Below are 18,168 nucleotides of genomic sequence, written 5' to 3'. Positions count from 1 at the left end.
CGGCTCAGGCCCGCGGGTGATGCGCGGCATGCAGGCTGCGCAGGCGCTCGCGCGCGACATGGGTGTAGATCTGGGTGGTCGACAGGTCGGCATGGCCGAGCAACATCTGCACCGCGCGCAGGTCGGCCCCGTGGTTGAGCAGGTGCGTGGCGAAGGCGTGGCGCAGGGTGTGCGGCGAGATGGACTGGGTGATGCCCGCACGCAGGGCATGGGCCTTCACGCACTGCCAGAAGCGCTGGCGCGTCATGGCCTCGGCCTGTGCGGTGACGAAGAAGGCCGGGCTGGCGCGTCCGGCCAGCAGCTGCGGCCGGGCCGTGTCGGCGTAGTGGCGCAGCCAGCGGCGGGCTTCCTCGCCGAAAGGCACCAGGCGCTGGCGCGCGCCCTTGCCGTCGATGCGCAGCACGCCCTCGTTCCAGCCGATGCGCACGGCCGGCAGCTCGACCAGCTCGGACACGCGCAGGCCGCTGGCATACATCAGCTCCAGCATCGCGCGGTCGCGCAGGCCGAGCGGGGTGCTCAGCTCGGGGGCGGCCAGCAGGGCCTCGACCTGGGCCTCGCCGAGCGACTTCGGCAGCCGCGGCGCCTGGCGCGCCGGGCTCAGCCGCAGCGTCGGATCGTCCGGTCGGCGGCGCTCGCGCAGGGCCCAGCGGAAGTAGCGGCGGAAGGTGCTGAGCCGACGGTTGGCCGTGGCAGCCTGGGTCTCGGCGTGGCGGGCCAGGATGTAGGCCAGCAGATCCGCCTCGCGGGCCTCGTCGAGGCCGCGGCCGTCGGCTTCGGCGGCCAGCCAGCCGGCGAAGAGGGCCAGGTCGCGGCGGTAGGCCGCCAGGCTCAGGCGCGACAGGCCGTCTTCCAGCCACAGCGCGCCCAGGAAGCTCTCGATGGCCTCGGCACTGGCGGCGGGCAGGGCCGCCGCAGCCGGCCGGCCGCGGCGACGCGGCGGGACGGGGGGGGCGCCGCTCATCGGGTCAGGCGCTGCAGCCGGGCCATCAGTCCAGCCGCAGCTTCTGCTTGTCGACCACGCCCTTGTAGACCTCGAACTCGGCCCGGGTCTGCTCGGCGAAGGCCGCCGGGCTGTTGCCGACGATGACCGAACCGGTGGCCTCGATGCGCTGCCTGACCGAGGGGTCGGCCAGGGTCTTGGACACCGCCGCATGGATCTTGTCGACCACCTCCTGCGGCAGGCCCTTGGGCCCGTGGATGCCGTAGAAGGCCATGCGGTTGACGGCCGGCAGGCCGACGTCGGCGAAGGTCGGCACCTCGGGCAGCACCGACACCCGCTCGGCCGAGGCCACGACGATGGCCTTCAGGCGCCCCTGCTTGATGAAGGGCAGGGCCGAGGGCAGGTTGTCGAAGATGATGGGCACCTGGCCGCCCACCGTGTCATTGAGCGCGGGGCCCGCCCCGCGGTAGGGGATGTGGGTGACGAAGGTGCCGGTCAGGCTCTTGAACAGCTCGAACTGCAGGTGGCCGATGCCGCCGGTGCCCGAGCTGGCGAAGCTGAACTTGCCGGGGCTCTTCTTCAGCAGGGCCAGGAAGCTCGCGTAGTCGCTGGCCGGGAAACTCGGGTGCACCGCGATCACATTCGGCGTGGCCGCCATGTTGATGATCGAGGTGAAGTCGGTCAGCGGGTTGTACGGCGTCTTCGGGTTGATCGCGGGGTTGGAGGCCACGCTCGACACGGTGGCCACGCCCAGCGTGTAGCCGTCCGGGGCCGACTTGACGACCTGGTCGGCTCCGACGATGCCGCCACCGCCGGCCTTGTTCTCGACGATCAGCGTCTGGCCCAGGTGCGGCGTGATCTTCTCGGCGAGCACACGGGCGACGATGTCGGTGGTGCCGCCCGGCGCGAAGGGCACGATCAGCCGGACGGGCTTGTTCGGATAGGCCCCCTGCGCGCGCAGGGCGGGACTTGCCACCAGGCCCAGGCCCAGGGCCAGCAGCTCGCGTCGGTCGATCGGGGTTCGGCTCATGCGTGTCTCCAGTCGTTCGGATCGTCGAAGGACCGGCACGGGCCGGCCTGCTGGCTTGACCGTAACGATAGCCCACCGGGCTGGGCATCGTGGGGACTACGTAGACCGCGCCCGGGGCGGCCGGCCAGGCCGCCCGCCGCCCTGGCGCTCAGGCCCCGCGACGCATGCCGCGACGCTGCAGGGCCAGCAGGGCCAGGCCTGCGGCACACAGCCACAGGGTGCCGGGCTCGGGCACCGCGGTCACGGGGCCGGAGCCCGAGGCCTTCAGCTGGTAGGCGATGCCGGAGAAGCTGGTCAGCGTGGTGGTGTTCCGGCCCAGCTCATCGACCGAATAGACCCCCAGCCCGCTCCCACCGAAGGCCGTGGCCAGATTGGGGACGCCGGCCGCCACGCTGGACAGGGGCGCATCGTAGAACGCGAAGTACACCCCCGTGATCCGCTGCGCGGCCCGGTCGGCGGCATCGCCCTTGCGGAAGAGCGGGTCGACGTCGTTGGCGTCGGCGTAGTCGTCGCAGGCGTCGTCCGTGCTGCCATCGGGGCAGATCTTGTTCGCCACCATGCCGGTCAGCAGCAGGTCGCGGGGGTAGAGCTGCACCGACAGGCCCAGCGGATAGGGCGCACCGGACTCGCTCAAGGTGGTGTTGTTGACCACCAGCTCCAGGGTGTCGGCGCTCAGCGTAGCCCCGTTGGCGAACTGCAGGCTGAGCTGGCCGGCGCCGGTGTAGAAGGTCGAGGTGCCGGCCCAGATGCCGGCATAGGCCGGCGAGGCCGGATCGGGCGCAGACGCGGGGCGCACCGAGGTGACCGCCGGATCGGCCACCGTGAAGCTGCCGGTGTAGCCGAGCTGAACGTACTGGCCCTCGACAACGGTGTTGTAGCTGCCGGCGAAGCTGTAGTCGAGGGTGTCGGCCTGGGCCGCGACGCAGGCGCCGATCAGCAGGACGGTGGGGAGCAGGTGCTTCGGGCGCATGGCGGGGCGGCAAGATGGGTTGACCCGACACAGCGGGCAGGAAGCGCAGGTGTAGGTCCGGCACCTGAGGCTGGCCTGAAGCGCCGCGGGAGCGCGCTTCGCGCCGCCCGGCCTGCGGGCACCACGTACTCCGCCCGGGCCTAAGCTTCCGGCATGAGCACCGCCCTCCTGCTGTTGCCCGACCTGCTGCTGATCGTCTGCGGCTTCCTGGTCTGCCGCTACACCGCGCTGGACCGCAGCGTCTGGTCCGCCGCCGAGAAGCTGGTCTACCACCTGCTGTTCCCGGCCCTGCTCTTCGGCGCCATCGTCCGCAACCCGCTGAGCCTGGGCGAGAGCGCGGCCCTGGGCGGCGGCGCCCTGGCCCTGACCGCACTCGGCGTGGCCACCAGCCTGGGCCTGGGCAGGCTGCCGGGGGTGGAGGCGCGCCTGCATGCCTCGGGCGCGCAGACGGCCTTCCGCTTCAACTCCTACGTCGCGCTGGCCCTGGCCGAACGCCTGGCCGGTGGCGCTGGCGTGGCAGGCGTCGCGCTGCTGGTGGCGCTGTGCGTGCCGCTGTGCAATGTCGCGGCGGTCTGGCCGCTGGCCCGCCACAGCCAGCAGGCCTTCGGCCGCGAGCTGCTGCGCAATCCGCTGATCCTCTCGACCGTGGCCGGCCTGCTCTGCAACCTGGCCGGCCTGCGCCTGCCCGAGGTGCTGGGCACGACGCTGCAGCGCATCGGCTCGGCCGCGCTGCCCATCGGCCTGATGGCCGTCGGCGCCGGCCTGCAGCTCGGCGGCCTGAATGCCAGCCCGCGGCTGGCCGCAGCCTTTCTAGGCATCCGTCATGCGCTGCTGCCGCTGGCCGGCCTGGGCCTGGCCCTGCTGCTGCCGCTGTCGCCCACCCAGCGCACGGTGCTGGTGATGTTCTCGGCCCTGCCGACCGCCTCGAGCTGCTATGTGCTGGCCGTGCGCATGGGCGGCCACGGGCCTTTCGTCGCGGGCCTGGTGACGGTGTCGACGGCGCTCGGCATGGTGAGCCTGCCGCTTTGGACGGCACTGGCCGGCCGGCTCGCTGGCTGAGCCTGCGGCCGCAAGGGCCGGGCTCAGGCCGGGTCGGGCGACTGGGCCAGGGCCCAGTCCAGATGCTCGGCCAGCAGCGGGCTCAGGCCGGGCCGCGCGCGCTCGGCGGCCAGGGCCTGGCGGATGTCGGCATCGCCGGTCGCGCGCAGGGCATTGCCCAGGGCCACGACCAGGTTGCGGCGCCAGCGCGCGTGGCCGATGCGGCGGATCGCGCTGCCCTCGGTGCGGCGCAGGAAGGTGGGCTCGTCCCAGGCCCAGAGCTGCAGCAGGGTGGGGTCGCGGAAGTCCTCGCGCACGGCGAAGTCCGGCAGCGGGCTGCGCTGCGCGAACGTGTTCCAGGGGCAGACGCGCTGGCAGTCGTCGCAGCCGTAGATGCGGTTGCCCATCGCGGCGCGGAACGCCAGCGGAATGGGCCCGTCCTGCTCGATGCTGAGGTAGCTCAGGCAGCGCCGCGCGTCCAGGCGCTGCGGGCCGAGGATGGCCTGCGTCGGGCAGACGTCCAGGCAGGCCGTGCAGCGCCCGCAGTGCGCGGCGGTGGGCGGCGTGGCGGGCAGCGGCAGGTCGGTGCAGATTTCGCCGAGGAAGAACATCGAACCGCCTTCGCGGCTCAGCAGCAGGGTGTGCTTGCCGCGCCAGCCCAGGCCGCTGCGCTGGGCCAGTTCCACCTCCAGCAGGGGGGCCGAGTCGGTGAAGACGCGGTGGCCGAAGGGGCCGATCTGCGCGGCCAGGCGCTCGGCCAGCTTCTGCAGGCGCTGGCGCAGCACCTTGTGGTAGTCGCGGCCCCGGGCGTAGACGGAGACGGTGGCCGCACGCGGATCGGCCAGGCGGGCGGCCTCGGCCTCGGCCCAGTCGCCTTCGGCACCGCCGTGGGCCGGGCCGGGCAGGTAGTCCATGCGGGCGCAGATCACGCTGCGGGTGCCGGGCACCAGCTCGGCCGGCCGCGCGCGCAGCGGGCCGTGGGCGGCCATGTAGTCCATCGTGCCGTGGTGACCGGCGGCCAGCCAGGCGGCCAGGCCGGCTTCGGCACCGTCGAGCGCCGGATCGGCCACGGTGATCTGGGAAAATCCGAGCTCCGCGGCCCAGCGCCGCAAGTCCGCCAGCACGGCGGCGCCGTCCAGCGGCGCGGCCGGCGCGGAGGCCGATTCCGACGTCGCATGCATGCCCCGATTCTAGGAAGCCTGTCGCTGGCCTGGCCCGACGAAGCCGCCTGCGCCGCCTGTGCGCAGGCCCTGGCCGCCTGCCCGGCGCTCCGGGATGCCTTGATCGAGCTCGACGGCCCGCTCGGCGCCGGCAAGACCAGCTTCACCCGCCACCTGCTGCGTGCGCTCGGCGTGGCGGGCCGCATCAAGAGCCCGAGCTATGCGGTGGTCGAGCCGCATGCCTGGACCGGTGCCGATGGCCGCCCGCAGCAGGCCTGGCACTTCGATTTCTTCCGTTTCGGCGACCCCCGGGAATGGGAAGACGCCGGCCTGCGCGAACTCTTCGCCGGCCCCGGACTCAAGCTGGTCGAGTGGCCGGCCCTGGCCGGCCCGGAGCGTCCGGTCTGCGACCTGCGGCTGCGGCTGGCCCCGGGCGCCGACGACGGCGCCCGCCGGGTGCAGGCTGAGGCCTGCAGCCCGCTCGGCCTGCAGCTGATCGACGCGCTGCGGCCGGCGGCCTGAGGCCCGGGCCGCCCCCGTCGCCCCCTGATTCCTCGCTGTCCCAGCCTGCCCACCGGATGCCTCCCACCCCGCGCCCCCCTGCCCTGCCCGCCCGCCGCCGCCTGCTCCGCCAGGGGGCCAGCCTGGTGCTGGGCCTGGGGGTGGCCGAGCTGGCAGCCGGCGCCCAGCTGCTGGCGGTGCGGGTCTGGCCGGCCGAGGACTACACCCGGGTCACGCTGGAATCGGACACCCGGCTCAGCGTCAGCCACTTCCTGATCGCCGAACCGGCCCGGCTGGTCATCGACCTGCAAGGCCTGGTGCTGAACCCGACGCTGCGCGAGCTGGCCGGCAAGGTGCGCGGCGACGACCCCTACATCGCCGGCGTGCGTATCGGCCAGTTCAGCCCGCAGGTCGTGCGCCTGGTCTTCGACCTGCGCCAGCCGACCGCGCCGCAGGTCTTCGGCCTGGAGCCGGTCGCGGCCTACGGCCACCGCCTGGTCTTCGACCTCAAGCCCGTCGTCGAGCGTGACCCGCTGCTGGCCCTGCTGAGCGAACGCGGCCTGGCCGGCCCGCCGCCCGCCGCGCCGCCCGCCCCCGCGGCCAGCGAGGCCGCGCGCGAGGCGGCCGACAGCGTGCGCGATGCGCTCGGCGAGTTCATCGGCCGCATGCCGCAGGGCGAAGCGGGGCCTGCAGCCTCCGCCCCGCCGCGTCCGGCGCGCAAGCCGGCCGCGGCACCCGAGCCCCCGGCCGAGCGCAGCACCGAGCGCCTGGTCGTCATCGCCCTGGACCCCGGACACGGCGGCGAGGACCCCGGCGCCATCGGCCCCAGCGGCCTGCGCGAGAAGGACGTGGTGCTCGCCATCGCCCGCCAGCTGCGCGAGCGCCTGGATGCGATGCCCCCGCTGCGCGCCTACCTGACCCGCGACAGCGACCACTTCGTGCCCCTGCACGAGCGGGTGCGCAAGGCGCGTCGGGTACAGGCCGACCTGTTTGTCTCGATCCACGCCGACGCCTTCTTCACGCCGCAGGCGCGCGGCGCCTCGGTCTTCGCACTGTCGGAATCCGGCGCCAGCAGCAGCGCCGCGCGCTGGATGGCGCGGCGGGAGAACGAGGCCGACCGCATCGGCGGCGTGAACCTGGAGACCAAGGATCCGCAGCTCACCCGCGCCCTGCTGGACATGAGCACGACCGCGCAGATCCGCGACAGCCTCAAGCTCGGCAGCGAGGTGCTGCGCGGCATCGGCAAGGTGGGCCGCCTGCACAAGCCGCAGGTCGAGCAGGCCGGCTTCGCGGTGCTGAAGGCCCCGGACATTCCCAGCATCCTGGTCGAGACGGCCTTCATTTCCAACCCGCAGGAAGAGGCCCTGCTCGCCGACCCCGAGCACCAGCGCAAGCTGGTCGAGGCCCTGGCCACCGGCATCCAGCGCTACTTCGCCAAGCATCCGGTGCGGCCGCGCAGCCGCACGCTCTGATCAGTTCCAGTTCCAGGCCCAGATCAGGTCCAGCGCGCTGTCGGTGCCGCCCTGCGCGCGCAGGGTGAAGCGCTGGGCCACGCGGTAGATCAGCTGCAGCCTGCCGGCGGCCGCCGCGAGGCCGCGCTCGTAGCCGAGGTAGAGCCGCTCGCTGAGCTGCTTGCCGACGGTCACCACGGTGTCGCGCACGGTGCCGGTCTCGTCCTGGCGCACCGCGAACTCGTCGAGCCGCAGGCTGCGCGCCAGATTGAATTCGCTGCCGCCCTCGCCCGAGAGCAAGGCCACGGCCGCGCGCTGCAGCAGCAGGGTCTCGCTGCCGGCCAGGCTGTCGTAGCGGCGGCCGGTCACCAGCAGGGCCAGCTTGTCGGTGTCGGGCAGCTCCGGATCGGAGAAGAGCTTGACCCGCGGCGCCTGCGCGCTACCGCCCACCCGCACGCCGACGGTGGAGTCGCTGATCGCCCGCACGGCCTCGATGTCCAGCCGCGGGTTGGCCAGGTCGCCCGCGAAGCTCACGACGCCGCGCGAGATGCTGAGCTTCTGGCCATAGGCCTCGTAGCTGCCGCGCTCGGTGCGGATCTCGCCCTGGGCGGCCAGCAGGCCGCGCGGCGCACTCAGGCGCAGTTCGCCGACCAGGCGGGTGTCGATGCCGCGACCGCGCAGCAGCACGCGCGGCCCCAGGCTGAGGCGCAGGTCCAGCTCCATCGCGCGGCCCGGGCCGCGGGCCGCAGCCACCGGCGGCGCGCCGCGGCGGATCACCCGCACGTCGTCGCCGAGCTTGGGCGCGCCGGCCTGGCGGATGTCGAAGAGCCCATCCTCGGCGGCCAGCTGGCCGCGCAGGCGCAGGCGCTGCGGGTCGAGGCGCAGCTCGGCTTCGCCGCCGACGACGAGACGGCGGTCCACCCGGCCCAGCAGCTGCGCGCGGCGTGCCTGCAGGCGCACGGTGGCCTCGGGCGCGGCGCCGAAGATCGCGTCGCCGGTCGCGACGATCTCGCCTTCGCCGGCCGCGAAACGCAGGCGGGACAGCGTGCCGCTGCGGCCGTCGAAGCTCAGATCGACCGAGCCTTCGCGCAGGGCCACGCCCTCCAGGGCCTGGCGCAGCGAGAGTTCGCGGCCGCTCAGCTGGCCGTTCAGCTCGGGGCCGCCCAGCGCGCCGCTGATCGCCAGGCCCGCTTCCAGGCGCCCGCCCAGGCGCCAGCCCGGCGGCACCCAGGCGGCCCAGCCGGCGAGGCTGTCCACGGCCAGGCGCAGGGCGCCGTAAACCTTGTCCTGCGGGCCGGGCCAGGCGGCCGGGTCGCGCAGATGCAGCCGCTGCTCGCCGTCGATGCGGCCCAGGCCGGCGCCGGCGATCTCCTGGGTGAAGCGCCATTCGCCCCCCTCGGCCTCGGCCGCCAGGCGCAGGGCCTGGAGCTGCAGGCGCTCGGTCAGGCCGAACTCGCTGATCTGCAGGTCGCCACCCTGGCGCTCGACGGCCGCCTTCAGGCGGATGCCGCCGCGCGTCTGCAGCGAGACGCGGGCGCCGATGCGCAGGTCGCCGCCCCAGCCCACCTCGGGCTGCAGGCGGGCCAGCAGGGCCGGCACGTCCAGGGCATCGAGCGCGGCCTCCAGCGCGATCTGCGGCGGACCGCCGCCGGCCGCCTGCGCCGCCTCGGCCTGCTGCCAGCGCAGCGCCTGGCCGGCCAGGCTCAGCCGGCCCGGGGCCAGCCGGGCCTGCCAGCCGTCGGGGCCGTGGTCGAGCTGCAGCTGCAGGCCCTCGGCCGCGAGCCAGGGGCCGGCAATGCGCGGCGGCGGCGCCTCGGGCACGGCCACCGGCTGCAGCTTGAGTTGCGCGAGCTGGCCCAGCCAGCGGCCGCCGGCCTCGGCCGCGGCCGTCCAGCGGCCCGCCAGCACGGCATCGAGCTGCACGGGGCCGACCGGCTCCGCCGGGGCCGCGCCCTCAGCCGCCGGGGAGGCCGCCGGCCGCAGCCGGGCGGCGAGCTCGGCGCGGTGCTCGGCCAGGCGGCCCTGCAGCGCGAACCGCGCGCTGTCGACCCGCAAGGCCGGCAGGCTCAGGCCGCTCAGGCTCAGCAGGCTGTCGAGCCGGGCCTCGGCCACGGCCTGCGGCGAGCCCGGCAGGCCCTGCAGATCCCAGCGGGCCTGCAACTGCGCCAGCGCCAGGCCGACCAGCCTCAAGCCCTCGGCCTGCAAGCTGCCCTGGCTGCGGCCGGGCCAGGGCCGAGGGCCGGGCTGGGGGCGGTCGAAGCTCATCTGGCCGCTGAGCCGGCCGGCCGGGGCCTGGGCGGCCGGGCCGGGCCCCAGGGGTGCGAGGGCCGTCAGGGCCGGCGCGTCCAGCCTCAGCGTGAGGCCGGCGGCTTCCGTGTCGACGGTCGCCCCAGGCAGCGGCCAGCGGCCGTCCAGGGCCAGCTGGTTGCCGGCCAGGGCCAGGCGGGCGGCCAGCTCGGCCAGGGGCTCGACCTTCAGGTCCAGGGCCAGGCTCAGGGGCAGGCTGGCGAGCTGGCTGTCGCCGAGCCGGGCCTGCAGGCGGCCACGCCAGGCGGCGGGATCGGCCGGCGCGGCACCGGCCGCGGCGTCCAGGGCCCAGTCGGCCGCGCCGTTCAGGGCATGGCGTCCGCGTCGCCAGGCGGCTTCGGGCGGGCCGGGCAGCCAGAGCCGCGGGTCGAAGGCTGCCAGCGTCAGGCGGCCGCTGCTGCGCGAGGCCTGCGCAGCCGCACCGCCAGCCAGCGCGCCGTGCAGCCGGGCCTCGGCCTCCAGCCGGCTGCCGCCGGCTTCGGCGCGCAGGGTGTGCAGCGTGATCTCGCCTGGCCGTGCGCCCAGGCGGAGCTGCATGCGGACGGGCGCCTCGCGCAGCGCGGCGGGCAGGCGCTCGCGGCCGGCGCCGCTCACCTGGCCCTGCAGGCGGGCCTCGATCAGGAGCGGGCCCCAGGCCACTGCGGCCGGCGACACCCGGGGGGGCGTGGCCGACGCGCCCGGCGTGACCGGGGCAGGCTGCGGGGCGGACGCAGCGGGGCGGCCCGCCATGCCGGCCGCCTCGGACGGGTCGGTCAGCGCATGCTGCAGGCTCAGCGGGCCGGCCAGGCGCAGCGGCGGGGCGCGGCGGTCCAGGGCGGCGAGCTGCAGGCTGTCCAGCGTGAGCCGCAGGTCAAGCTGCGGCAGGCCGGTCTCGGGCCACGCGAAGCGGCCCTCCAGGCGCAGGCGGCCGGCCTCGGCGGCCGGCGCGCGGGCGGCCGCCTCGGCCGGACGACCGGCGAAGCGCAGCTCGGCGGACTCCACCGTCCAGGCCCGGCCGGCGCCGTGCAGCCGGGCATCGAGCTGCGCCAACGGCAGGCGGCCGAGGTCCCAGCGATCGGCCGCCGGGTTGCGCAAGGCAAGCTGCAGGCGCTGGGTGGCCTGTTCGCGCAGGTCCAGCTGCACCGTGCCGCTGAGGGCGGTCTGCGGTGCCTGCGCACCGAACAGGGCGGCCAGGGGGGCCAGGTCCAGGCGCTCGAGCGTGGCGTCCAGACCGTCGAGCGGGCGGGCCGCGAAGGGCGCGAGCCGGGCCTGGGCCTGCACGGCCTGATCGGCCAGGCGCAGCCCGAGCCGGGCCTGCGGCGCGGCCAGCGGGCCGTCGACTTGCAGGGCAGCCTGCAGGCCCTGCAGGGCGGGCGGCAGCAGGGTCGGAGACGCCGGGGCCGATGCGGCAGCCGCAGGCGCCGGCGCGGCGGCAAGCCGCAGCTCGGCCTGGAGCGGCAGGGGGGCGGCCGCGCCCAGCCTCAGATGGCCGTCGACTTGCAGACCGCGCCAGCGGGCCCGCAAGTGCTCGATGCGGTGCTCGGGCCCCAGCTTCAGGCCCTCAAGGCGCAGGGCCTCCAGGGGCGCGGGCAGGCCGGGCAGTTCGATGCGGTCCAGTTGCAGCCGCGCCAGCGCCAGGCTCAGCGGCAGTTCCAGGCTTTGCAGCGGCGGGCGGGGGGGTTCGTCGGGCGCGGCCGGCGCCAGGGCCTGAAGCGCGAAGCGGCCAGCCTGCAGATGCTCGAGCTGCACGGCCAGCCAGGCCGGGCCGGGTCCGCCGGGGGCCAGGCGCAGGCCGGCGAGTTCCAGCCGCTCGATCTGCACGCGCCAGCGACCGGCCTCGAGCTGCAGGCGCGCGAGCCGGAAGGGACCGGGGCCCAGCAGCGGGCCCCGGGGCTGTGCGATCTCCAGGCCCGGCAGCCCGGCCTGGGCCCAGCCCAGGATCTGGCGGGTGCCGGCCTCGCTGTGCAGCGCCCGCCATAGGCCCAGGGCGGCGGCCAGCGCGGCCGCCAGCACCAGGGCGAGGACCAGCGGCAGGCCCAGGCCCCAGGGGCCGAGGCCGCGGCGTGCAGGGGTCGGGCGCGGCGCAGCCGGTGGCGGGGCCGAGGGCGGACCGGACGGCGGCAGGCCGTCCGGTCCGGGGGGCGGAAGAGGCGCCATCAGTAGCGCACCCCCACGTTGACATGCAGGCGCAGCGAGCCGGTGGCCTCGCCGTAGGCCAGGTCGATGCGCAGCGGACCGATGGGGCTGCGCCAGCGCAGGCCCAGGCCGTAGCCGTAGGCGGGCTGCAGGTCGCGCCAGCCCGAGCCGGCATTGCCGGCGTCGAGAAAGGCCGCGGCGTACCAGTCGCGCCAGCGGCCGTCCAGGCGGCGCAGCAGCTCGGCGCTGGCGGTGGCCATCAGCGGGCCGCCGACGGTGGCGCCGTCGCGATCCACACCGAGGGTCTGGTAGCCGTAGCCGCGCACGGAATCGTCGCCGCCGACGCGGAACAGCAGGGCATCGGGCACGGCCAGGCCCTCGCGCTTGATGACCTGGCCGGCCTCGGCGCGGAACTGGGTGAACCAGTTGCCGCCGCGCCCGGCCAGCGGCTGGTACCAGAGGCCGCGGCCGTAGACGCGGGTGAAGGGGCCGCGGTCGCCGTCGGCATCCACGGCATAGCCGCCCCCGCCTTCCAGCGCGACCGCCCAGCCCTGGGTGGGGAAGATCAGGTTGTTGACCTCGCGGCGCGACCACGCGTAGTTGCCGCTGAGCGCCCGGGCATCGCTGCGCTGGCTGTCGGTGCGGACCACACTGCGGTTGAGCTCCAGGTAGTAGAGGCGCTCGATGGGGTCGCTGTCCTGGCTGCGGCCGACGCGCAGGCGCTGCGATTCGGTGATCGCGCCCGCCGCGTCGAGGTAGGTAGCCTGCAGGCTGAGCAGGTTGCGGTAGTTCTTCGGCTGCGGATCGCCGAGCAGTTCCAGCGAGGCCAGGCGTTCGAGCAGGCCGAACTTCAGCCGCGTGGTGGCGACCAGGTTCTGGCCGAAGGGCCGGCGGTGGGTGAAGTCGCCGCCGAAGCGCGGGCCCGTGTTGGTGCTGTAGCCCAGGCTCAGCGTGGCCGACTTCAGGGGCTGTTCGCGCAGGCGCAGCACCAGGGTGGCGGGGTCGGCCTGCTCGGGGTCGGCGTCCAGCTCGACGGCCACGCCCTGGTAGAGGCCGACGCGCTGCAGGGCCTCCTGGTAGTCGAGCAGCAGACGCTCAGCATGCACGCTGCCGAGCGGGAAGGGCCGCACATTCAGCGCGGCGGCCTCGGGCGTGCGGACCAGGCCCTCGACCCGGATGCGGCCGATGCGGAAGAGCGGTCCGCTGTCCACCTGGAAGCTCAGCTCGACGGTGCTGCGCTCGGCATCGACCCGGGCCTCGCTGGCCGCGATGCGGGCGCTGGGGTAGCCGTTGGCGCGCAGGCTGCTCAGCAGCTCGGCCTTGGCCGCGGCCCAGGCCGCCTGGGTGAAGCCGGCGCCCTGCGGCAGCGACCAGCGGGCCTGCAGCCGCCGCCAGCGCGACTGGGCCTGCGCGCCGGCCGGGCTGTCCTGCTCGCCCGCCTCGGCCAGCGCCCCCTCCAGGCGCAGGCTCAGCCGCTCGATGCGGGCCTGGGGGCCGGGCGCCACCAGCAGGCGCAGGGTGGGCAGGCCGCCGGCGGGGTCGTCCTCCCGCTCGCCAAGGATGCGCGCCTGGAAGTAGCCCTCGGTCTCCAGCAGGGCGGCGGCCTGGGCCGGCGCGGCCGCGAGCAGGCGGCCGATCTCGGCGGCGCTGATGGCCGGCCCCTCGTCGGCCGCATCGCCGGTCGCGGCAGCCTCCGAGGGGCTGAGCGCCGCACCCAGGCGGCTGACGAAGCCGGCGGCGCCCAGGCCCTCGGGATGCTGGTAGCGGGCGAGGTCGAGGTGGCGGATCAGCAGGGCCTGCAGCGCGTCCGGGGCATGCAGCTCGAGGCGGTAGCGGGCCCCGGGCAGGGCCTCCAGCACGGCCGGATCGGCGATGCGCTGCGGCTCGCCGGCCGCGGTCGAAGTCGAAGCCAGGGCGCGGGACACGGCGACAGGCGGGCCTTCGGCCTCCTCGGAGGGGTCCTCGCGCGGGGCGGCCGCGGCCTGCACGAGCAGGCCCGACAGGGCAAGTGCCAGCAGCAGGCGCGGCGGCCTGCGGCGCGCGGCCCTCATCGGGACAGGCTGGCCATCGCGCCTTCGAGGCCGGCGAGGCTGAGGGAGAACATGCGCTGCGGCCGCATGAGGCGCTCGATCAGGCCGATGCTCGGCCGCCAGGCCCATTCGGCCGGCGCGACCGGGTTCAGCCAGACATGCTGCGGGAAGTGCTGGAAGAGCCGCTGCAGCCAGGCCGCACCGGTCTCGGGGTTCATGTGCTCGACGCTGCCGCCGGGATGCGTGATCTCGAAGGGACTCATGGTCGCATCGCCGACGAGGATCAGGCGGTGGTCGCGCGGGGTGGCGCGGATGAGCTCGGCGGTGTCGAGGCGGTCGGCCCGGCGCCGGGCCGGGTCGCGCCAGACGCCTTCGTAGACGCAGTTGTGGAAGTAGACGCGCTGCAGGTGCTTGAACTCGCTGCGGGCGGCGCGGAAGAGCTCGTCGACGCGGCGGATGTGCAGGTCCATGGAGCCGCCCACATCCATCATCAGCAGCACCTTGACATGGTTGTGGCGCTCGGGCCGCAGCTTCAGGTCGAGCCAGCCGGCATTGGCGGCGGTGGCGGCAATGGTGCCGGGCAGGTCCAGCTCCTCGGCCGCGCCCTCGCGGGCGAAGCGGCGCAGGCGGCGCAGCGCCAGCTGCAGGGCGCGGCCCTGCAGCGGGGCGTCGACATCCTGGGCGCGGAAGTCGCGCGCCTGCCAGACCTTGATCGCCCGGCCCTCGCCGGGCTCGGCGCCCGTTCCGCCCAGGCGCAGGCCGCGCGGGTTGCTGCCGCCGTGGCCGTAGGGCGAGGTGCCTCCGGTGCCGATCCAGCGGCTGCCGCCCTCATGGCGACCGCGCTGGGTGGCCAGGCGTTCCTCCAGGCCGCGCAACAGGGCCTCCCGGTCCAGCGGCTGCAGGGCGGCCTGCTCGGCCGCGCTGAGCTGGCGCCGCATGCGCTGGATCAGCCAGTCCTCGGGCACCCTGGGGCCGTCGGCCTCGGCCGGCGGCAGGCCGTCGACGAAGCGCCCGAAGGCGCGGTCGTAGCGGTCGAACAGGGTTTCATCCTTGACCAGGGCCAGGCGGCCCAGGGCATGCAGCCGGGCCAGGCTGCCGGGCGCTTCGGCCTCGCCCCCCGCGGCGGGTGCATCGAGCAGGCCGGCATCGAGCAGGCCCAGCAGGGCCAGCCATTCGCCGGGGCCGACGCGCAGGCCTTCGGCGCGCAGGGCCAGGAGGAAATCGATCAGCACGGCGGGTGCGGGCCGCAGCTCAGCGATGCCGGCGCTGCATCTCGACGAGTTTCTCGAACAGGGCCAGGTCCTGCTCGGTCTTGAGCAGCGCGCCGACCTGCGGCGGCAGGGCCGTGAGTTCCTCGTCCTCGCCCAGGGCCTCGGGGGGCAGGCCGTCGGCCAGCAGCAGGGCGATCCAGTCGATCAGCTCGCTGGTGCTGGGCTTCTTCTTCAGCCCCGGCAGGGCGCGGATCTGGCTGAAGCGGCGCAGCGCGGACTCCAGCAGGCGCGGCTGCAGGCCGGGGAAATGCATCTCGGCGATCGCCCGCAGCGTGGCCGCGTCGGGGAAGCGGATGTAGTGGAAGAAGCAGCGGCGCAGGAAGGCGTCCGGCAGCTCCTTCTCGTTGTTCGAGGTGATGACGACCAGCGGCCGGTGGCGGGCCGTCACGGTCTCGTGCAGCTCGGGCACCTGGAAGGCCATGCGGTCCAGCTCGTGCAGCAGGTCGTTCGGGAATTCCAGGTCGGCCTTGTCGATCTCGTCGATCAGCAGCACCACCTGCTGCTCGGCCGTGAAGGCCTGCCACAGCACGCCCGGCAGGATGTAGTGGCGGATGTCGCGCACGCGGGCCTGGGCCTCGGGATCGGGCAGCTGGGCGTCGCGCAGGCGGGCCACCGCGTCGTACTCGTAGAGGCCCTGCTGGGCCTTGGTCGTGCTCTTGATGTGCCAGGTCAGCAGGGGCATGCCGAGCGCGGCCGCGACTTCCTCGGCCAGCAGGGTCTTGCCGGTGCCGGGCTCGCCCTTGATCAGCAGGGGCCGGCGCAGCGTGGCGGCGGCATGGACGGCGAGCTGCAGCTCATCGGTGGCGACATAGCGGGCGGAGCCCTGGAACTTCATGGTCATCGGGGTTGACGCGATGCGCCAAAAAGACGGTTCGAACCGGGGTGGCGCGGGCCTTCGACACCCTGCGAATCCAGTATAGGCCGGCCCCTATAATCCGCGCCGCTTCGCGTTCCCCAGGGCGCACGCCCATTCCAGAGCCATCAACAACGAGCCCGTGCCGACCATGAAAGCTGTCGTCTCCGCCACCCTTGCCGTGCTTGCCCTGAGCGCCACCTCCGTGTTCGCGGCCGACATCGTCGGCGACGCTGCCGCCGGCAAGTCCAAGAACGCGATGTGCATCGGCTGCCACAGCATCCCGGGCTACCAGGCCAGCTTTCCCGAAGTGCACAAGGTGCCGATGATCGCCGGCCAGAACGCGGCCTACATCGGCGCGGCCCTGCATGCCTACAAGAAGGGCGACCGCAAGCACCCGACGATGCGCGGCATCGCCGACACGCTGAACGACCAGGACATCGCCGACCTGGCCGCCTACTACGCCGCGGAAGCGGGCCAGCCCGCGGGCGTGCCCGAGACCCCGGCCGCGCCCGACGCCAAGACCGCCGAGCTGCTGACCAAGGGCGGCTGCGTGGCCTGCCATGGCGTGAACTTCAACAAGCCGGTCGACGGCAGCTACCCGAAGATCGCCGGCCAGCATGCCGACTTCCTCTACGTGGCCCTGAAGGCCTACAAGACCGAGAAGAACCCGCAGGTCGGCCGCAACAACGCGATCATGGCCGCGACCGCCAAGAACTTCAGCAACGACGAGCTCAAGACGCTGGCCAAGTACATCGGCTCGCTGCCCGGCGATCTGAAGACCGTGCCGCAGTCGCGCTTCCGCTGATCCTCTGGCTCCGGCCCGCGCGATGATCCGCCGCACCGCAACCGCCCTCCGGGGCGGTTTTTTCGTTGGGGGCCGCCGTCTCCAGGCGGTGGCGGTCGGCCTGGTGGCTGCCGGGCTGCTCGGGCTGGCGGGGGCGGTCGCCGCGCAGGCGCCGTCCGGCGGCGTGACGCTGCGCTGGGCCGCCCAGGGCGATGTGCAGAGCCTGGACCCGCATGCGCAGAACGAGTCGCTGTCGAACCAGATCAACGCGCAGGTCTACGAAAGCCTGATCCAGCGCGGCAAGCAGCTGGAGCTGGTGCCGGCCCTGGCCACGGCCTGGACGGCCGAGGGCCCGCGACGCTGGCGCGTGACGCTGCGGCCGGGGGTGCGCTTCCACGACGGCCGGCCCTTCACCGCCGAGGACGTGAAGTTCTCGGTCGAGCGTGCGGCCGCGGGCAGCTCGGACCTGCGCGTCTACGCCCTGGCCCTGGGCGCGGTGAAGGTGATCGATCCGCTGACCGTGGTCTTCGAACTGCCTCGGGTCAACCCGGTCTTCCTGGAGCACCTGAGCGTGCTGCCCATCATGAGCCGCGGCTGGGCCGAGGCCCACCGCGCGACCCGTCCGCCGGACCTGAAGGCCCGCGAGGAAGGCCATGCCACCCGTCATGCCAACGGCACCGGGCCCTACATGCTGGTGCGGCGCGAGGCCGATGCCCAGACGGTCTTCCGCCGCAATCCGGCCTGGTGGGGCAGCTTCGAAGGCAATGTCGATCGGGTGATCTTCCGGCCGATCGCCAATGACGCGACGCGCACCGCGGCGCTGGCCTCCGGCGAGGTCGATTTCCTGCTCGACCTGGCGCCGCAGGACGCCGAGCGCCTGCGCCGCGATCCGGCGATCCGGCTGATGGAGGGCCCGGAGAACCGCATCCTCTTCATCGGCCTGGACCAGGCCCGCGGCCAGCTGCTGCACGGCAGCCTGAAGGACCGCAACCCCTTCCAGGACCGGCGCGTGCGCCAGGCGCTCTACCAGGCCATCGACATCGAGCTGATCCGCACGAAGCTGATGCGCAAGCTCGCCTGGCCGACCGGCGCGCTGATGCCCTCGCCCGTCGGCCACGGCCAGGACGCGACCCTGGAGCAGCGCCTGCCCTACGACCTGGCCGCAGCGCAGCGCCTGATGGCCGAGGCCGGTTATGCCGAAGGCTTCGGCTTCACGCTGGACTGCCCGAACAACCGCTACCTGAACGACGAACAGATCTGCCTGGCCCTGGCCTCGATGTGGGCGCGGCTGAAGGTCAAGGTGCAGGTCCAGGCCATGCCGCGCACGCTCTTCTTCCCGAAGCTGCAGCGGGGTGACACCAGCGCCTACCTGCTGGGCTGGGGGGGCGCGATCACCGATGCGCAGATCACCCTGACCCCGCTGTACCACAGCCCCGGCGCCGACAGCGCGGGGGCATGGAACTTCGGCGGCGTGCGCAATGCCGCGCTGGACCGGCACGTCGAGGCGGCCGCGCAGGAAGCCGATCCGGTCCGCCGCATGGCCAGCATCCGCGCCGCCGTGCGCGAGTTCCAGGCCCAGGTGCATGCCCTGCCCCTGCACCGCCAGGCCATCGTCTGGGCCATGCGCCGCAACGTTCAGGTGGTGCAGCGGCCGGACAACTGGCTGGAGTGGCAGTGGGTGCGGGTCGAGGGGCGCTGAGCGCGCCGGACCGTTC

At 74.4% G+C, this 18,168-nt stretch carries 13 protein-coding genes; 5 read left to right on the top strand and 8 right to left on the bottom strand.

Features of this window, described 5'->3' with window-relative positions:
- Positions 1-4: 4 nt before the first annotated feature.
- The 3 genes from xerD to H4F90_RS01810 all read right to left on the bottom strand — a co-directional run bounded on the left by xerD (position 5) and on the right by H4F90_RS01810 (position 2,940).
- Positions 5-961: a site-specific tyrosine recombinase XerD gene (xerD, locus tag H4F90_RS01820; protein WP_182660923.1), complete on the bottom strand. Its 957-nt coding sequence runs from the start codon at positions 959-961 to the stop codon at positions 5-7.
- Positions 962-986: 25 nt separating this feature from the next.
- Positions 987-1,955, bottom strand: a complete 969-nt coding sequence (locus tag H4F90_RS01815; protein ID WP_407926167.1) for a tripartite tricarboxylate transporter substrate binding protein BugE — start codon at positions 1,953-1,955, stop codon at positions 987-989.
- 163 nt (positions 1,956-2,118) lie between these two features.
- Entirely contained in the window at positions 2,119-2,940 is an 822-nt protein-coding gene (locus tag H4F90_RS01810) for a PEP-CTERM sorting domain-containing protein (protein WP_182660919.1), read from the bottom strand.
- 153 nt (positions 2,941-3,093) lie between these two features.
- On the opposite strand from H4F90_RS01810, the gene H4F90_RS01805 reads away from it, so the two are divergent.
- Positions 3,094-3,999: an AEC family transporter gene (locus H4F90_RS01805; RefSeq protein ID WP_182660917.1), complete on the top strand. Its 906-nt coding sequence runs from the start codon at positions 3,094-3,096 to the stop codon at positions 3,997-3,999.
- 23 nt (positions 4,000-4,022) lie between these two features.
- Here H4F90_RS01805 and queG read toward each other — a convergent pair whose 3' ends face one another.
- Positions 4,023-5,159 (bottom strand): tRNA epoxyqueuosine(34) reductase QueG, encoded by a 1,137-nt coding sequence (gene queG, locus H4F90_RS01800; RefSeq protein WP_182660915.1) that lies wholly within the window; start codon positions 5,157-5,159, stop codon positions 4,023-4,025.
- Here queG and tsaE point away from each other — a divergent pair.
- Both tsaE and H4F90_RS01790 read left to right on the top strand, forming a co-directional pair.
- On the top strand, positions 5,154-5,660 hold the full coding sequence (gene tsaE / locus H4F90_RS01795) for a tRNA (adenosine(37)-N6)-threonylcarbamoyltransferase complex ATPase subunit type 1 TsaE (RefSeq protein ID WP_182660913.1): 507 nt from the start codon (positions 5,154-5,156) through the stop codon (positions 5,658-5,660). The two genes, queG and tsaE, sit on opposite strands and share 6 nt — an antisense overlap.
- Positions 5,661-5,716: 56 nt before the next feature.
- The gene (locus H4F90_RS01790) at positions 5,717-7,111 is read left to right on the top strand and encodes an N-acetylmuramoyl-L-alanine amidase (protein ID WP_182660911.1); all 1,395 of its coding nucleotides are present in this window, start codon (positions 5,717-5,719) and stop codon (positions 7,109-7,111) included.
- On the opposite strand, the gene H4F90_RS01785 is transcribed toward H4F90_RS01790, so the two are convergent.
- From H4F90_RS01785 to H4F90_RS01770, 4 genes are read right to left on the bottom strand one after another with little or no spacing between them, the layout of a single operon-like run.
- On the bottom strand, positions 7,112-11,533 hold the full coding sequence (locus H4F90_RS01785; protein WP_182660909.1) for a translocation/assembly module TamB domain-containing protein: 4,422 nt from the start codon (positions 11,531-11,533) through the stop codon (positions 7,112-7,114).
- A complete protein-coding gene (locus H4F90_RS01780) occupies positions 11,533-13,563 on the bottom strand; it encodes an autotransporter assembly complex protein TamA (protein ID WP_182660907.1) in 2,031 nt (676 codons plus the stop codon). The genes H4F90_RS01785 and H4F90_RS01780 overlap by 1 nt, the downstream gene beginning before the upstream one ends.
- Positions 13,560-14,774 (bottom strand): vWA domain-containing protein, encoded by a 1,215-nt coding sequence (locus tag H4F90_RS01775; protein WP_182660905.1) that lies wholly within the window; start codon positions 14,772-14,774, stop codon positions 13,560-13,562. The genes H4F90_RS01780 and H4F90_RS01775 overlap by 4 nt, the downstream gene beginning before the upstream one ends.
- Before the next feature lie 19 nt (positions 14,775-14,793).
- Positions 14,794-15,648 carry an AAA family ATPase gene (locus tag H4F90_RS01770; protein WP_182662954.1) on the bottom strand — a complete coding sequence of 285 codons (855 nt, stop codon included), beginning with the start codon at positions 15,646-15,648 and terminating at the stop codon, positions 14,794-14,796.
- A 169-nt stretch (positions 15,649-15,817) separates the two neighbouring features.
- Here H4F90_RS01770 and H4F90_RS01765 point away from each other — a divergent pair, with 169 nt between their 5' ends.
- Both H4F90_RS01765 and H4F90_RS01760 read left to right on the top strand, forming a co-directional pair.
- The gene (locus H4F90_RS01765; RefSeq protein WP_182660903.1) at positions 15,818-16,474 is read left to right on the top strand and encodes a c-type cytochrome; all 657 of its coding nucleotides are present in this window, start codon (positions 15,818-15,820) and stop codon (positions 16,472-16,474) included.
- 22 nt (positions 16,475-16,496) lie between these two features.
- The gene (locus tag H4F90_RS01760) at positions 16,497-18,152 is read left to right on the top strand and encodes an ABC transporter substrate-binding protein (RefSeq protein WP_182660901.1); all 1,656 of its coding nucleotides are present in this window, start codon (positions 16,497-16,499) and stop codon (positions 18,150-18,152) included.
- Positions 18,153-18,168 lie beyond the last annotated feature (16 nt).

This window comes from Aquariibacter albus (genome assembly GCF_014145335.1).
Lineage (GTDB): Bacteria > Pseudomonadota > Gammaproteobacteria > Burkholderiales > Burkholderiaceae_C > Aquariibacter > Aquariibacter albus.
Note: the sequence above shows the minus strand (reverse complement) of the source record. Positions and strands in the feature narration are given on the sequence as shown.